Annotated in this window: 9 protein-coding genes; 1 reads left to right on the top strand and 8 read right to left on the bottom strand. The window is 44.7% G+C overall.

Annotated elements, in window-relative coordinates; genetic code table 11:
• Positions 1–261: 261 nt before the first annotated feature.
• The 8 genes from QUB61_RS33495 to QUB61_RS33530 form a co-directional block, all read right to left on the bottom strand.
• Positions 262–1542, bottom strand: coding sequence for a glycosyltransferase family 4 protein (locus QUB61_RS33495; RefSeq protein WP_333134800.1), 1281 nt, complete (start codon positions 1540–1542; stop codon positions 262–264).
• Positions 1543–1630: 88 nt separating this feature from the next.
• Positions 1631–2347: a class I SAM-dependent methyltransferase gene (locus tag QUB61_RS33500; protein ID WP_333134798.1), complete on the bottom strand. Its 717-nt coding sequence runs from the start codon at positions 2345–2347 to the stop codon at positions 1631–1633.
• A complete protein-coding gene (locus QUB61_RS33505; protein ID WP_333134796.1) occupies positions 2338–3351 on the bottom strand; it encodes a class I SAM-dependent methyltransferase in 1014 nt (337 codons plus the stop codon). The genes QUB61_RS33500 and QUB61_RS33505 overlap by 10 nt, the downstream gene beginning before the upstream one ends.
• Positions 3308–8689, bottom strand: coding sequence for a glycosyltransferase (locus QUB61_RS33510; protein WP_333134794.1), 5382 nt, complete (start codon positions 8687–8689; stop codon positions 3308–3310). The genes QUB61_RS33505 and QUB61_RS33510 overlap by 44 nt, the downstream gene beginning before the upstream one ends.
• A gap of 53 nt (positions 8690–8742) precedes the next feature.
• Complete coding sequence (locus QUB61_RS33515; RefSeq protein WP_333134792.1) at positions 8743–10251, bottom strand: methyltransferase; 1509 nt, start codon at positions 10249–10251, stop codon at positions 8743–8745.
• 15 nt (positions 10252–10266) lie between these two features.
• Entirely contained in the window at positions 10267–11679 is a 1413-nt protein-coding gene (locus tag QUB61_RS33520) for an ABC transporter ATP-binding protein (RefSeq protein WP_333134790.1), read from the bottom strand.
• 179 nt (positions 11680–11858) lie between these two features.
• On the bottom strand, positions 11859–12707 hold the full coding sequence (locus tag QUB61_RS33525) for an ABC transporter permease (protein WP_333134788.1): 849 nt from the start codon (positions 12705–12707) through the stop codon (positions 11859–11861).
• A gap of 147 nt (positions 12708–12854) precedes the next feature.
• Positions 12855–13394: a hypothetical protein gene (locus QUB61_RS33530; protein ID WP_333134785.1), complete on the bottom strand. Its 540-nt coding sequence runs from the start codon at positions 13392–13394 to the stop codon at positions 12855–12857.
• Positions 13395–13465: 71 nt separating this feature from the next.
• On the opposite strand from QUB61_RS33530, the gene ruvB reads away from it, so the two are divergent.
• Positions 13466–14554, top strand: coding sequence for a Holliday junction branch migration DNA helicase RuvB (gene ruvB, locus QUB61_RS33535; protein WP_333134783.1), 1089 nt, complete (start codon positions 13466–13468; stop codon positions 14552–14554).
• The last annotated feature ends 311 nt before the right edge of the window (positions 14555–14865 follow it).

A 14865-nucleotide genomic window follows, 5' to 3' on the forward strand; every position in this document is an offset into this window, starting at 1 on the left:
TTAGACTAAAAAAAGCTTTATGGCTTTGATTTTTGAAAAATACCAGTAAGATAATCACATCTGCGGAATGTGGGTTAAAAAGGGGGGGACAACAACTTACTCAAAGTCCCCCTTCTTAAGGGGGATTTAGGGGGATCTCCGAGGAATAAATATTTTTAACCCAAGCGTATTGGTTTATAGTCTAGTTGGTAGCTTTTCCTGTGCGGTACAGTCGCACAGGAGGGCTTTTGACAGGGGCTTGAGTCCTGACCAACTTGATTGTTAACTTCTCACTGCAAAAGATGCTGCTAATTCCCGTTCTGGTTGCATACCAACTGTAGGCGGCATCGAACGATTTGCGACTTGCTCGATCAGTTGTAAATGTTGCGGCAACATTTTAGCTAAACAATATCGTTCTAATACTGTTTGACGGGCCTTGACGCGAATTTCTGCCATGCGGGTTGGATGGTCTAAAACTTCATCAATGCGATCGGCTACTTGTTTCGGCGAGAAGTAATCGACTAGCAAACCGTTTTCTCCATCGCGGATAACTTCTCTCACGGGCCCAGTGTCGGAACCGATTACTAAACATCCTGTGGATAAAGATTCAATCATCGACCAAGATAACACGAAAGGTCTGGTTAAATAAACGTGTACGTCCGATGCTTGAATTACTTTTAAATACAGTCCGTAAGGTAGCGGCCCGACAAAGTGAACTCGCGACAAATCTAGCGGCACTTTTTTCAGCATATGGTCTTTGTAAGACTCGCCATTCGGTAAAGAACGCCCGTAACAAACTCTTTCTGATCCAACGATTACGACGTGACAGTTGGGGCGGCGTTCTTGCACGTAGGCGATCGACTCAATAAACTCTGGAAAACCCCGGTAAGGTTCCATCCCCCGCGATACGTAGGTGACAATTTCATCAACGCCAGACAAGTCTAAATTCGGCAAAACCAGTTTAGCGCCGGGGTTTGGTTTGAAGTAATCGGTATCTACGCCGTCGTGGAGTGTGGATAATTTTTGTTGTAATTCTGGCGGAAATTGCGATCGTTGCCAATAAGTGGGCGACAAACCCCAATCGCAAGAATATAAATCGATCAGAATCGGCGCATTTTTGATTCTAATTCTGGCCATATCGTCAACTGTTAAAGGTTCCGCTGGGTCGAAATCTGCGTCGGAACCGATCGAGTGATAAAACCACTCGAAATAACACAAAAGCGGCGTATTTGGAAAGGCTTCTTTGACAAACAATGTCGGTCCCCAACCAGAATGTCCGCAGATAATATCGGGTACAAAACCATCTGCTTTGAGTTGTTCAGCCATTCTAAATACGGCTTGTCCGTAGATGACGGCGCTTTCTAAAGGGCGGACGTATTGGTGAGTCTGCGCGTGGGGTTCGCGGCTGGGTGTAAATGCTGCTTTGCGAACGCCGGGAATGTTCCATTCGGGACGCTCGTTTTTAGTGCCAAAAACAATTTGATTTTTGGGATCGGCGCCTAAAGCCGTGATAATGTGGCGGTATTGGGCGGGGAAGTTGGGATGAAGAAATAATGCTTTCATTGTCTGTTGTCTGTTGACTGTTGACTGTTGACTGTTTTCTGTTGTTAGTTGGAATAAAAGATTTAGATGCGGCTAAAAAGCTTTAGTTTTATTCATTGGGGGTTGGTGCTTTGCATATCCAGACGCAATCTCGCGGTACTGAAAATGTATTTTTCAGGATGATTTCATAGTTTAAATGAGTGAGAAATTTTTCCATAATTGTATCGGTCATAACTGAAAATGCAGTGCCGTCTCTGCGTCCCAGCAGGTTTTTGTCCCACTCGTCGGCGAATTTTTGCCAACCTAATTCGCTGAGAATATTCCCGTGGTGAAAGACGCAAATTCGATCGCCCCGCAGCAGTTTGGGAATTTGAGTTAGGTAGTTGAATATGTCTACAGGCTCTACGTGTACCATTGTATCGTAACAAAAGCAGGCATCGGCTGAGGACGGGGCGATGCCATCTAATGTTAAACCGTCGAGTTTGACGTAAGAAACGCGATCGGTTCCCAAGCGCGATCGGGCGGCTTGCAGCATTTGACTGGAAATGTCGGCACAAATTAGTCGATCGCAATATTTCAGCAACAGCGAACCTGTTTTTCCGCCGCCGATACCAATTTCCAAAACGCGATGTTCTTTTTTGATGTACGGTGCAATAAATTGCTGTTCTATCAAGGATTCATATTCTGATAGCGAGTTAGCCGCACCGGCACCTTTTCCTATCCATTCATCGCCCAAATAAGCGAGTTCAGGATTATTGTCTTTCCATTCTTGGGCGTAGCTATCCCAAGCTTCTTCGTAATCTATTTTAGGCGGTATTATTTCCATTTCTTTTTTTTAGGTTTCAGAATACACAAACAAAAGTCGCTTGATAGTCCTCCCGGTCGCTCCATTAAGATTGTTTCAATCTCAAGCAATAACTTTATTATTGTTTCACTCTTGGGTTCTCCCTCTGAAAGTTGAGCGTGATCTAAAAAAGGGTAAAGTTCGTGAAGCAACCCCCCACCGGCTGGATTCAAGACTTCCACATCAAAGTAGAATTCTAAAAACGGAAGTATCAGCTTTGACCGGACTGCTTCTGAAGGGTCTCTCGCCAATACTTCCTCAATACTTGGACTAGAAAATTTTTCAGTTGTTCCCGACCTTAGCGTGGAGTGAAAACATTTGTAAATGCGATTAATCACATCCACTTGAGCTTGATTATATATATTGTAGCAATCTCCTATGTATTCATTGACAATAAAATATCCATCGGGTTTTAAACATTTCTGAACAATTGATAAACATCGTTCTAGTTCTCTGACGTGATGCAGCGAACCCGAGCAAAAAACTAGATCGTATTTTTTATTATCATCAATCGCAAACAAATTAAAGTCATCTTGATAAAAATTAATCTCTACTCCCGCGGCAGCGGCATCTTTTCTAGCAATTTCTAAAGAATTTTCTGAAAAGTCAAAGGCATCAATTTGAGTGACTAATCCTAATTTAGCCATCAAAATCTCGTGATTCCCCACACCGCAACCAATAGACAAAAGACGATCGAACCGTCGATTTTTGAAATATTTTTTGACTAACCAGGTTAGCCAGTAACCTTGAGTGTTACCACCTGACAGCCGATAGTTTATAGCTTTTTCAATAATCGGATTAGACAACCAGTAACCTTGCTTCGTAAAGCCGGCTGTTGGGTTAGTCTCCCAGTAATTTCTAGCTGTTAATTCATTGGAGGTGTTCTCTTCCCCGATCCTCGAAATTTGACGCCCTACTTTTTTACCATTGAATCTTGAATGATTACTTTTTAGTCGTAAAATAAGCTTCTCTAAAAATTTGACCATAAGCTTGAGTCATTTCTGCAAAACTATTCAACGAATCTAACACATATTTAGCATTTTCTGCTAACCGCTGGCGCAAAGATTTATCCTCCAATAAAGTATGGAGTGATGCCGCTAGTTCTTCTGGACGATCGGGCGTGTAAAACAAACCGTTAATTCCAGGTCTCACTTGTTCTTTAATCCCAAAAACTGGCGTTGTAATAATTGGCAAATCGCAAGCCATCGCTTCCAAAATCACTCTCGGAAAACTTTCGACGCGAGAAGTGCAAACAAAAATATCTGCGGCTTGGTAATATTTCCCAGTCTCCGAAGTTTCCGGGACAACAGTCACCCTTTGCTGTAAATTTTTGGGCAATTCACCAACCAAATCGGCTAATTGATTGCTGTAAATACTCGGGCGATCGCCAACAATAAAACACCTAATTTTATTTTGCCATTTCTCAGGCAAAAGTGAAATTGCCTTAACTAAATCCTGCTGACCTTTGCGTTCGCAGACCGTTCCCAGCAGCAAAATTACCACATCTTCCGCTGCAACACCTAAAGTTTTTCTAGCCGATTCAGAATTATCCGAATTTTGCAGTTTTCTCAAATCTAAGCCGTTGTGAATCACTGTAAAATTGTGGTGGCTGTTGAGAGGCAAATACCTATCCCGCGTTGCATCCGCCACAAAAATCACTTTGTAAGGAAAGCGAAAACACTCTAAAGCTCTCGCCGCAATTTCCGAACCAAACCTGTTAAAATAAGTTTGCCAAGGTTCGCTTTCGTGCACGTTCCACACCGCCGGAATCTCGATTTGCCGCGCCGCATCCACTACAAAAAAGTTTTCTAAAGTATTGGCATAAATTGCATCTACTTTTAAACTTTCAATTTCCTTACTAAAACTGCGTACAGCTTCATTGTAAACATCGCGCTGATAGATGTGTTCGAGAGGATTGTCGCGCACAATTACTTCAATTCCCTGCTGTTCGTAAGCTTGACGCAGGGGCCCCTCTGTTGTGCAAAGTACGATCGGCTCAATCACACCTTCAGCCGCCAATTTCACCGCGATTTCGTATTGATGCAGCGGCGCCCCCGTAAAATCCAGCGAATTGCTGCACATCAAAACTTTGATAGGATTTACCAAATTATTTGCTGATATCAAAGAGTCCAAATCACCAAATTTTAGTTCTTGCTTCTGGCCTCGGACTTCTTCCTTCTTCCATCTATCCGTTACATCCATTACATCCCGTAAATTGCTCGTTGCCGAACTTCCTTCTTCCTTCATAAAAAACCGTCGGGGTTGAATATGAAAATACTCATCTTCTAAAGACAAGTGAGGACTGTAAAAACGGTCATTTTTCCCCGCGTACTTGCGCCTAAAAGCCGCCACTTCTTGAGGATTGTCGGTAAAACCCCTAGAAGTTCCCTCTTTATGCAACAATTCCGCATCGGGACAATATACACACCGATAACCCCGTTCTAACAGCCGATATCCGTAATCTGCATCATTGTAAGCAACAGCAAAATTCTCCTCATCAAAACCGTGCAATTCTAAGAACAATTGACGCGGAGTAATCATGCAAGCCGCTGTTACCGCCGAGTAATTTCGCGTCACCATCGCCTGAGAAAGATAGCCTCGATTTTCGCTGTTCATCAGCTTAAAAGCGTGACCCGCCAAACTGTGATGCAGGCCGTGAATTACGCCCGCGTGCTGAATTCGGCCGTCGGGATATAAAAGCCTCGCGCCGACTGCACCCACAGCGGGAATTTGAGCGTATCCCACCATTTGACTCAGCCAGCGCGGGTTAATTACTTCTGTATCGTTGTTCAAAAACAACACATATTCGCTGTCAACTTGTTCGGCAGCGCGGTTGTTAATTGCTGCAAAACTAAACTTATCCCCTGGATTTTTTATCCGCAAAACTTGGCAATTTAATTGCTTTAAATATTCCAGAGTTTTCGGGTCGTCGCTTTCGTTGTCGATGATGGCAACTTGATAATTTTTGTAGGTGGTATTTTCCAGAGAATCTAAACAGGCTTTCAGCAATTTAAGCTGATTTTTAGTAGGAATAATCACCGTTACTGACGGGCCATTATCCGGGAAATCCTGGGCAAATATTCCCAAATTTTCTTTAATTGCCCATGCGTGCTGAGCGACATTGCCCTTAATTTTTCGGCGGTTTAGTGCGTCTTGAATGGCTTTTTGACCGGCGGCAAAACTGGCTGGTTTCGCGGCCCCAGATATGGCTGTAGAACCGGGTGCTGTTCGCCAGTGATACAGCACTAGCGGCAGGTGCGCGACGTGGCGAGAAATTTCCGTTGCTCTCAAGGCAAAATCGTAATCTTGCGAGCCTTCCAAACCTATCCGCAAACCGCCTATTTGTTCAAAAATGTGTCTTTTTACGGCGCACAAATGACCGAGATACATATAGGAAAGCAGCAGTTCCGGCGACCATTCTGGTTTGAATTGCGGGGCGAACCGGCGACCTTTGGTGTCGATTTTGTCGTCGTCTGAGTAGAGAAAATCCGTAGCTGGATGCGCTGCAAAATATAGGGCGACTTCGCCTAATGCGTCGGGAGTTAGTTCGTCGTCGTTGTCTAAAAACAGGATGATGTCGCCTGTTGCCAGGGCGGCGGCGCTGTTAGTTGCTGCGCTGATGTTGCCGTTTTCTGTGCGAAATGTGATGCGGATGCGATCGTCCTTTTGACCCCAGTTTTTCAAATTTTCAGCAACAGTGAAATCGGTGCTGCAATCGTCGGCAATGCAGAGTTCCCAGTTGGGATAAACTTGATTGATTACGCTAGCGATCGCACTTGTGAGAAAATCTATCTGCGGATTGTAAACTGGCATCACCACGGAGATTTTTGGCAGCGGTTCCCGGCAGGATTTTAACCGAGAAATCAAGTAATTGCGCGCGCGATCGTTCCACTGATTCACCTCCAGCCAAGCGTCATACCTATCAATGGCTTGAGGCACCACAAAACCCGCAGGCGGCAGCAAATCTCCAGGCGCAGTAAACTGTTTTTGCTGCCGATAAATCTTCCCCAACTGGCGAATCACCCTGACAATTTCCCAAGGCATCGGCACAATTCTGCCCAGACGCTGTTTTCTCTCCCTCGCCCGCTGCCGGATTGCCTGTAGAAAACTCGAAAACTCCTCAAATTTATCAGCACTTCGCTGCCAGATATCGTAGCGCCGCACGTTCAATATTTTCGGTGCTTGAAAATACAAAATTTCCCCAGTTTCTAACTCAGCTTGCAGCGAAACGTGCCATTCCCCTGGAGGCAAATCAACAAGGACTTCAAAGCCGCTTTCCGAACTGTTAACCCAGTTGGGAAATACCTCGCCGACATCTTTTCGCCGCAAACCGTAGGCGCATTCTACAGAATTATCGCCGCACAAAAAGGTTAATTTAGCAATTTTTTGATCGTGGTGGCAGCACCAACCTGCAAACAAAATTTGACCCGGACGCTGTTCCCACACCGCCGGTACATCTAACGATGCTTGAATCGTTGAAACTACCAGCGGATAAGCTGCCAAAAGATGCCATTTCCCTCGCTCGTCTTGCGCTTCCAGCAGCACTTCGTGCCGTCCTGCCGACGCTTGCACTTCAATTGTAAAACAAAATTTATTCGTCGCCGAAATATTAGAGTGGACGGGGGCTATATCGCTTGTTTCTATGCCGTAAACACCCGCGAAACTCTTGTCCTCTATTCGGGCGCGGACTGCTGTAATCTCCTTTTTTCTGTGAAAAACCCAGCCCACAATTAGCAGGTTGGAATCGCAAACTTGCCAAGTAGTGGGTTGGTCTAACGAAAAAACAAAGGTTGGGAAAAACTCGCCGATTCGGCGCTTAAATTCCCACCATTTTTCTCTCACTTGCCACCAGTCCGAAGACTTGATTGCCGCCATTTCTGCCTGCAATCTTTCATTTTCCTGGCGCGATTGTTCCAAATATTCCCGAGTTTCATTTAATGTTTCCTGAGTTTGACTTTGTGCTGTTTCCAACCGCACTAACTCAGCCAACTTTTCCTGCAATCTAAATTCTTTCTCTTCTATTTGTACTTGACTTTGCCCTAATTCTGCTTCTAATGCCAATACTTTCGCTAAAGCTATTTGAAATTGCGATTCTTGACCGGCAAGCTGTACCTGAGTTTGTCCTAATTCTGTTTCTAATCCGAGCAGTTTGGCGACAGCTTCTTGAAATTGCGCTTCTTTGCCGGCAAGCTGTACCTGAGTTTGTCCTAATTCTGCTTCTAATTTCAATACTTTGGTTAAAGCTTCTTGAAATTGTGATTCTTTACCGGCAAGCTGTCCCTGAGTTTGCCCCAATTCTGTTTCTAATCCTAGCAGTTTCGCTAAAGCTTCTTGAAAATTTGATTCTTTTCCTGCAAGCTGTACTTGAGTTTCTCCTAATTCTGTTTCCAATCCCAAGACTTTCGCCTGGGCTTGGTGAAATTGTTCTTGCCACTGTTTGATTTCGCAATAGCTAGTTTTTTGCTGTTTTTCCAGCAAGCGGATTTTGAGCCAATCTTCAAATGGCCAGACTGGTGATGCTGGTCCATGAATAACTCGATCGATCGCATCTTTCGATTCGCTGCTCAGATTTCCTGCTTGGGTTTCCAAAAGTTCATATAGTTCTAATGCTTCGGGAAAATATTTTTCTATTAAACTCGGTCTGTGACTTTTGACAATATCGTTGACTAATAAAGATTGTTCAAAATTGTCGCCCGGTATCGCACCTAAGTTGACATTAAATTTGTCGTTAACTCCGGAAATGAAAAGTTCGGGAGTGTTGCCGATCGGGTAAACGTTTGCTAGCAGACACCGATCGGGGAAACGTTCGTAAAGTTCTAAAAGTTTTTGATTGTAGTGAATCCACATTTTCACCGCCATTTCGGGATTTTGCAGCAAGCTGACATCGGTTCCCCGACGGTAAAGGGAATCGACTACTTCCCAGGGCGATCGATAAACACAGATAAAATTAGCTTCTGGGAGCAAACTCAGCCAAAAATCCCAAAAAAGGGTTGTTCGCGGGTCTTTCCAACCCCAATGTTTGTGAGGAAGTTGATTTTGGTCGATCGCCCTTTTGGCGATTTCGACGTATTCTGGTGCTACCGGAATCGTTTTTTCAAAGGTACAGCCGAGTTCATCAATACCGTGCGATCGCAAAACACTTTTGTGAAACTCCACAAAATCAACATTCTCGAAATGACCTTTCACATTTCCGTCGGCCGGGCCCACTAACTTTTTGCCAATATCAACCCCGACTTTCTGAAACAAAGAAGCTGTTAAAGACGTACCGGAACGGTGCATTCCGGTAACAATAAAAACCGACGGTTTGGTGTCATTTGTACTCACAATTTCTCTCCCTTCTCCCTCGCCCTAATTCCCACACCAATTTTACTCGATCGCTACTCTCCCGCTAAGCCCAGCTTTCGCCTGACTTTAAACCACGTAGATCTCAGCTTCCAAAACTTGCTGCTTTCCATTGCCAAAACTAGATTCTGCGCTTGCTCTAGTTCTTGCTTGAGATTAATTAGCTGATTTTCTGTTCTCTCCAACTGCGTTTGCACAGAGATTAACTGATTTTGAGTCTGCTCCAACTGCGTGTGAGCTGAAATTAATTGAGTTTGAGTTTCTTGCAACTGGGTTTGAGTAATCATTAACTTACTTTGACTTTGCTCCCTTTCTATTTGAGCCGAAGCTAACTGAGTCTCGATTAGTTTAATTTTTGTCTGAGTAGACCCCAAAAGAGACTGCGATTGCTTTTGGCTCAGCAGCGATTTCACAGTGCAAGTTTCCAGAATCCATTCCGCACCGTAGTTATTGATTGCTTTGACTATTAACACATCCTGTGGCGTCACAGTGTTTTTCGGTAAATAACAGTTCCAACCAGACTGCAAAATCGCCTCTTTTTGAAAATGTGCAGCCACATCCGGGCGATCGTAAAAAGGCTCGCACCTCTGCACAACCTCACCGTTTACCAGCACTTGCACCTCCTCTATTCGACCGTCGAGATTCACATCAGCCGCCCATCCTTCCAAATATAAACTACCTTTACCTGTAAAAGCAGCCACATCAATATATCCTCCCGGCTGGTGATTAAATTTCAACTCCGAAAAATCTCTCACTAGCTGATTTGTGACAACATACAAATCCTGAAACCTGCAGATGCCTTTTTTGAGGCGGTGAACAAAAGCTTTACCTCCGCTAACTTCCTCGACAAGTTTTCTCACAAACTTTTCTGTTACATAAGTTGTGCCGTATTCCTCCTTATCTAAAGACTGACTTTCGCTTTGGGGACTAAACAAAATACCGTTAGCCGGCATTTCTATGTGAGGCGGCAGCAAACACTGATCGTGAACGCTGAACATCAAAATGCCGTTAGGAGTCAACAAATCATACAAATTTTGGAGCCAATTCGTAAAAGTTCTTTCCGGCATATGGCTGAAAAAAGAATTAGCCAGAATGCAGTCAAACTTTCGGTCAATTAAATAATTTTCTGGTTTTCCCGTCGAGACAATACCGCTGACCCCCAAGTATTCAGTTTGAAACTTGACCGCGTTAGCATAAATATCAGAAACCCAAATTTTTTCCGGCGGCATTTCCTGAATCAAAAACCGGGTAAATCGACCGTAACCGCAGGCAAAATCTAGAAAAGACGGTACATTTTCAAAACTGCCAAAATGCCATTCCACAACTTGTTTAACCGTATCCAGGACGCTGCGCCCGATCGCATAATAGCGCACCAAAGCCCGAGTGCCATCGTCTAGATCGTCTGCGACGTTTTTCAAGCTGAACAAATACATTTCATCGTCTTCGCAGATCTTCAGTTTAAAATCTTCGGGAAACTTAGCTTGATCTCGAATAAATGCTTTGATTACGGGATTTTCGACTAAATCTAAATTGCTCTCGCTCATAGTTTTCACAGAATTTTAGATAACCTCGGTTGACGGCTCTTTCATCATAGAATCAGCATTAACAATAGTTAAACACGGTTCGATCAGCAAGTCAACAATGCCGTTACCGCAAGACTCAGTACAAGACTGAACTCTAAACATCGCTACATCAACGCAACGATCCAAATAAGTTAAATCTCCATCTACCGTTCCCACAACCCCAGCATTCAGAAAATAAACCCCGGGATTCAGCAAACATTTAAACTGAAACTTCACTACAATTGTCGTTCCCGCTTCCACATACCTAACTGACTGAGTAGAACCCTTCAAAGAAGCACCCGCCAACTCAAAACCGCTAATTGTTTTAATCAACATTCCAAACCTAACTTTGGAAGTTGACCGCGAGAAAGTGACAGAATAAGTATAAATATAATCTTGACGACCGATCAAGTGATTTACCACATTTCCGCTCATAGTCTCGATGTGGGGGTTAATAATTTCCGCTCCACGAGACGGATACCTTACCGTATTCGACGGTATCATCCCCGGATCGTAAAATTCCTCGTAATATTCCTTTGGTTTGGAGACATGTTGCTCGGGTTTAACTTCCGTCTTTGTGATTTCTAAATTAGCATACTGAAGGGGGTCTTGACTTTCCTGTTTTGTCAGTTGGTTCAGATCTCGAATATCTGACTTCAATCCCAGAACCTTATCCGGATCGGCATATATCAGCTTTTGATACTTAGAAATTACCACCTTCGGGGTGTGAGCAAGCAGCAATTCACCGCTATCTATTAAAATCGCCGACGTACAAAGTTGCACCACAGAAGTAGCAGCGTGAGAAACAAATAAAATCGTTCCGCCACCTTCCTGAATGCTTTGCAAGCGGGCAAAACACTTTCGTTGAAAAGCTTCGTCGCCCACGGAAAGGGCCTCGTCAACCACCAAAATATCCGGCTCGACGCTAGTCGCAACGGCAAAAGCTAGCCTGACAAACATACCGCTAGAATAAGTCTTGACTGGCTGTTCGATGAAATCCCCAATATCAGCAAAAGCAGCTATATCGTCAAACTTTTCTTCAGTTTGTTTTTGATTGAATCCCAGTAACTGAGCGTTAAAAAACACATTTTGCCGCCCGGTAAATTCCGGGTTAAACCCGCTTCCGAGTTCCAACAAAGCGGAGACTCGTCCTTTAACATCCACGCTGCCTGCGGTAGGCGTCAGCGTCCCCACAATTATTTGCAGGAGAGTGCTTTTTCCTGAACCGTTGCGACCGACGATTCCCAGAGTTTGTCCTTGAGGAATTTCCAGATTGATATCGTGCAGAGCCCAAAATTCGTCAGCGAGTTTTTTGCTGGGGTAAATAATTTCCTTTAAGCGGTCTCCTGGACGATCGTACCGCTTAAAGCATTTGGAAACATTTTTGAGTGAAATTACATTTTCTGTCATGGGCGGCAGTCAATCGATTTTAGATTTTAGATTTTAGATTTTAGATTGACTTGAAATCTCAAACATATTTACAGCACAATCGATTTTAGATTTTAGATTTTAGATTGACTGTAGATATAAAACAAATTTACAGCACCCTCGATTTGAGATGTTAGATGGACTTTCGCTCTGCAACAAATTTACAGCACGTCAGCAAAAGCGGGACGCAAACGTCGGTAAACCGCCAAACCTCCACAAAATATAGCAGCAGAAATCAGCGTGGCGACACCCCATTCGCCCCAGTGCTTAACTTCTCCAAGCAGTATGAGGTCTCGATAAACCTCCGAGATGGCGGCCATTGGATTCAGCCAAAATATCCACGCTCGCCACTCTTGGGGGATTACTGATGCTGGGTAGACGATCGGCGTCAAATAAAACCAAAAATTTAGAATAACACCTAATGTCTGAGGAATGTCTCGCAAAAACACCGTCAAGCCCGCTGTCAAATATCCCAAACCGGCTGTCAGCAGCAACTGAGGGATCCAAACTAGCGGCAGCAAGCATAAAGTAGCGTTGAGCTTTTGCGAGGACACTGCTACTATGACAATCAAAGCTGCTAAACCCAGAGAACTTTCAATAAAAGCTGTAAAAATCGGCACTAGCGGCAGCAAACCGAGAGGAAATACCACTTTTTTCACTAAATTCGGCTGCCCCACCACCGATACTCCCGACTTGATCAAACCGCTGGTGAAGGCACTCCAAGGCAGCAAACCTGCGAACAGCCACACTCCAAATGTAATGTCGCTGTTTTCCGGGAAGCCTGCAAGGCTGAGCTTTACCTTGAGGACGATCGAAAATACATAAGTGTAAATCACTAATTGCGATAGCTGATTCAGCAGCGGCCACAAATTGCCCAGAATCGAGCCTTTGTATTGAGCTTCCAAGTCCCGGCGCACCAATGTTGCCAGCAGATTCAGCTTGGCCCACCGCTGGCGAATTGCGGGCAGCTTGCCGCCTACCCTTCGGGCCTTTTGGGCAACTCCTTTCACCGTTCTCTGCAATTTTTTCGCCCTCGTTCACTAGCTTCACACCTAAATCAACTCAAGCTACAATTGTGCAGCTTTTGCTAAACCGCAATTATTCCACAGCCCCGTCGCTTTGATCAAGCATATGCCACCCTGGCGAAGTATGTTATTTTAGCCGATCGCCGATCGCACTGCCGAACCGATCGCTAGTTTTTGCTCGTTGTCGTAGCCCCACCGCTGGAAAAATTCCTCATACTCGCCCTTGGCATTCTGCAAACTTTCTAGCATTTGCGACGCTAGAGTTTGACAGGCGGGCATTTGCAGGATTTGAATTAAATTGCGCGATCGCTTCTGCACTCTAGCAGAACCGGCCGCCTTTTCCTCGCTTTGATGGCGCGAATGATACACTACCATTGCCGCCGACATCGCCAAATTTTTCACCAGCAGTTCTGCTACGATCTCAGGAGCCGATCGCAGCGCCTCGACTACTCCGGGTGACGGGCGATCTGCCTCCGGTAAATCGTCCGTTAGATAGGTGACAAAAAAACCCCTAGCACCGTTCTGTGTTTTCACCAGAGATCTAACAGCTTGCTCGATGTCGGCCTCTGAAAGTTGATCGGCCTCAATCAACGACAGTAAAGATTGAGTCAGCTCGATCGCCCCCTCAAAAGTTATGCTTTCCGATGCTAATAAAGAAGATGGAATACTCATCACGAACTCAATAATTGTAAAGATTCTGCTAACAATTGTAAACAATTCCCGCTGCCCGATCGCAGATAAATATGACTATTATCTCCTCCAAACAACAGCCCCCTGACCCAAATCTACCCGAAGACATAGCCCCAGCCCGTCGCAAAAAAGCTGCCAAACCCCAGGCGGAATCTTTGCTAGAATCGCAAGAACTACCCGACGAAATCAACAGCAAACAAGACGACAAAATCCGGCCCCAGCGCTTAGCTGAATACATCGGGCAAAAAGACTTGAGAGAAGTTTTGGCGATCGCAATTGCAGCCGCCAAATCCCGCGGCGAACCGATGGATCATTTGTTACTCTACGGGCCGCCAGGGTTGGGAAAAACCACAATGTCGCTAATTTTAGCAGCAGAAATGGAAGTTGAATGCAAAATCACCACAGCCCCGGCTTTAGAAAAACCGCGAGATATTGTCGGATTGCTGATCAACCTCAAAGCAGGCGACGTGCTGTTTATCGACGAAATTCACCGTTTATCTAAGGTTACAGAAGAAATCCTCTATCCGGCGATGGAAGACTGTCGCTTAGATATTACCATCGGTCAAGGCAAAAGCGCCAAAATCCGCAGCATTCCCCTGAAACCCTTTACCTTAGTAGGAGCAACCACAAAAGTTGGGTCGCTGACATCTCCATTGCGCGATCGCTTCGGCTTGATCCAAAGATTACGGTACTACGAAATAGACGAGCTCAGTCTAATTGTCCAAAGAACCGCCCAAGTTCTCGACACTCAAATCACCCCAGAAGGAGCGGTAGAAATTGCCCGCCGAGCTCGCGGAACCCCCCGCATCGCTAACCGCTTGCTGCGGCGAGTTAGAGACTACAGCGAAGTCAAAAATTTAAAGCCAATTGATGCCGAAGTTGCCTCACTCGCCCTAGAATTATTCAACGTCGATCCGCTAGGTTTAGATTGGACTGATCGGCGGATTTTGACAGCAATGATTGAGAACTTTAACGGCGGCCCTGTGGGCTTAGAAACCCTCGCAGCTTCTACAGGAGAAGACACTCAAACCATTGAGGATGTATACGAACCTTATTTAATGCAAATCGGATTTTTGCAGCGGACAAATCGCGGGAGAATGGTAACGGTTGCTGCTAGAAAACACTTGAATTTTATTGTATAAAAAATGGAACCTGGGCATTGGTTATGGGTCAACTATAATTCCGGTGCCACCGGAATTATAGTTGACTGTTGACTGTTGACTGTTGAAGGAGGGGTCGAAAAACTGAATGATAGTTGAGTATTGACTGTTGATTCGATTTGACAATTCCGATGCTAGCGGAGTTGATATCATTCATTATTGGAGGGGTGCATCTCACTTTGGCAAATATATCAAGTGGAAAGTTGACCATTGAGAGTAAGGATTCAGGTCAAAAAAACTTCGGTGACAAAAGCTGGTAAAATAAACCAATGAGAAAGCCCGCAGCAACCAGA

This window comes from Microcoleus sp. C2D2, assembly GCF_036702495.1.
In the GTDB taxonomy this organism is placed as follows: domain Bacteria; phylum Cyanobacteriota; class Cyanobacteriia; order Cyanobacteriales; family Microcoleaceae; genus Microcoleus.

Excerpts from the sequence above, each read along its gene's own strand:
- QUB61_RS33515 (WP_333134792.1), bottom strand. The coding sequence starts at position 10,251 with ATGAGCGAGAGCAATTTAGATTTAGTCGAAAATCCCGTAATCAAAGCA.
- QUB61_RS33505 (WP_333134796.1), bottom strand. The coding sequence starts at position 3,351 with ATGGTCAAATTTTTAGAGAAGCTTATTTTACGACTAAAAAGTAATCAT.
- QUB61_RS33500 (WP_333134798.1), bottom strand. The coding sequence starts at position 2,347 with ATGGAAATAATACCGCCTAAAATAGATTACGAAGAAGCTTGGGATAGC.
- QUB61_RS33520 (WP_333134790.1), bottom strand. The coding sequence starts at position 11,679 with ATGACAGAAAATGTAATTTCACTCAAAAATGTTTCCAAATGCTTTAAG.
- QUB61_RS33530 (WP_333134785.1), bottom strand. The coding sequence starts at position 13,394 with ATGAGTATTCCATCTTCTTTATTAGCATCGGAAAGCATAACTTTTGAG.
- QUB61_RS33495 (WP_333134800.1), bottom strand. The coding sequence starts at position 1,542 with ATGAAAGCATTATTTCTTCATCCCAACTTCCCCGCCCAATACCGCCAC.
- ruvB (WP_333134783.1), top strand. The coding sequence starts at position 13,466 with ATGACTATTATCTCCTCCAAACAACAGCCCCCTGACCCAAATCTACCC.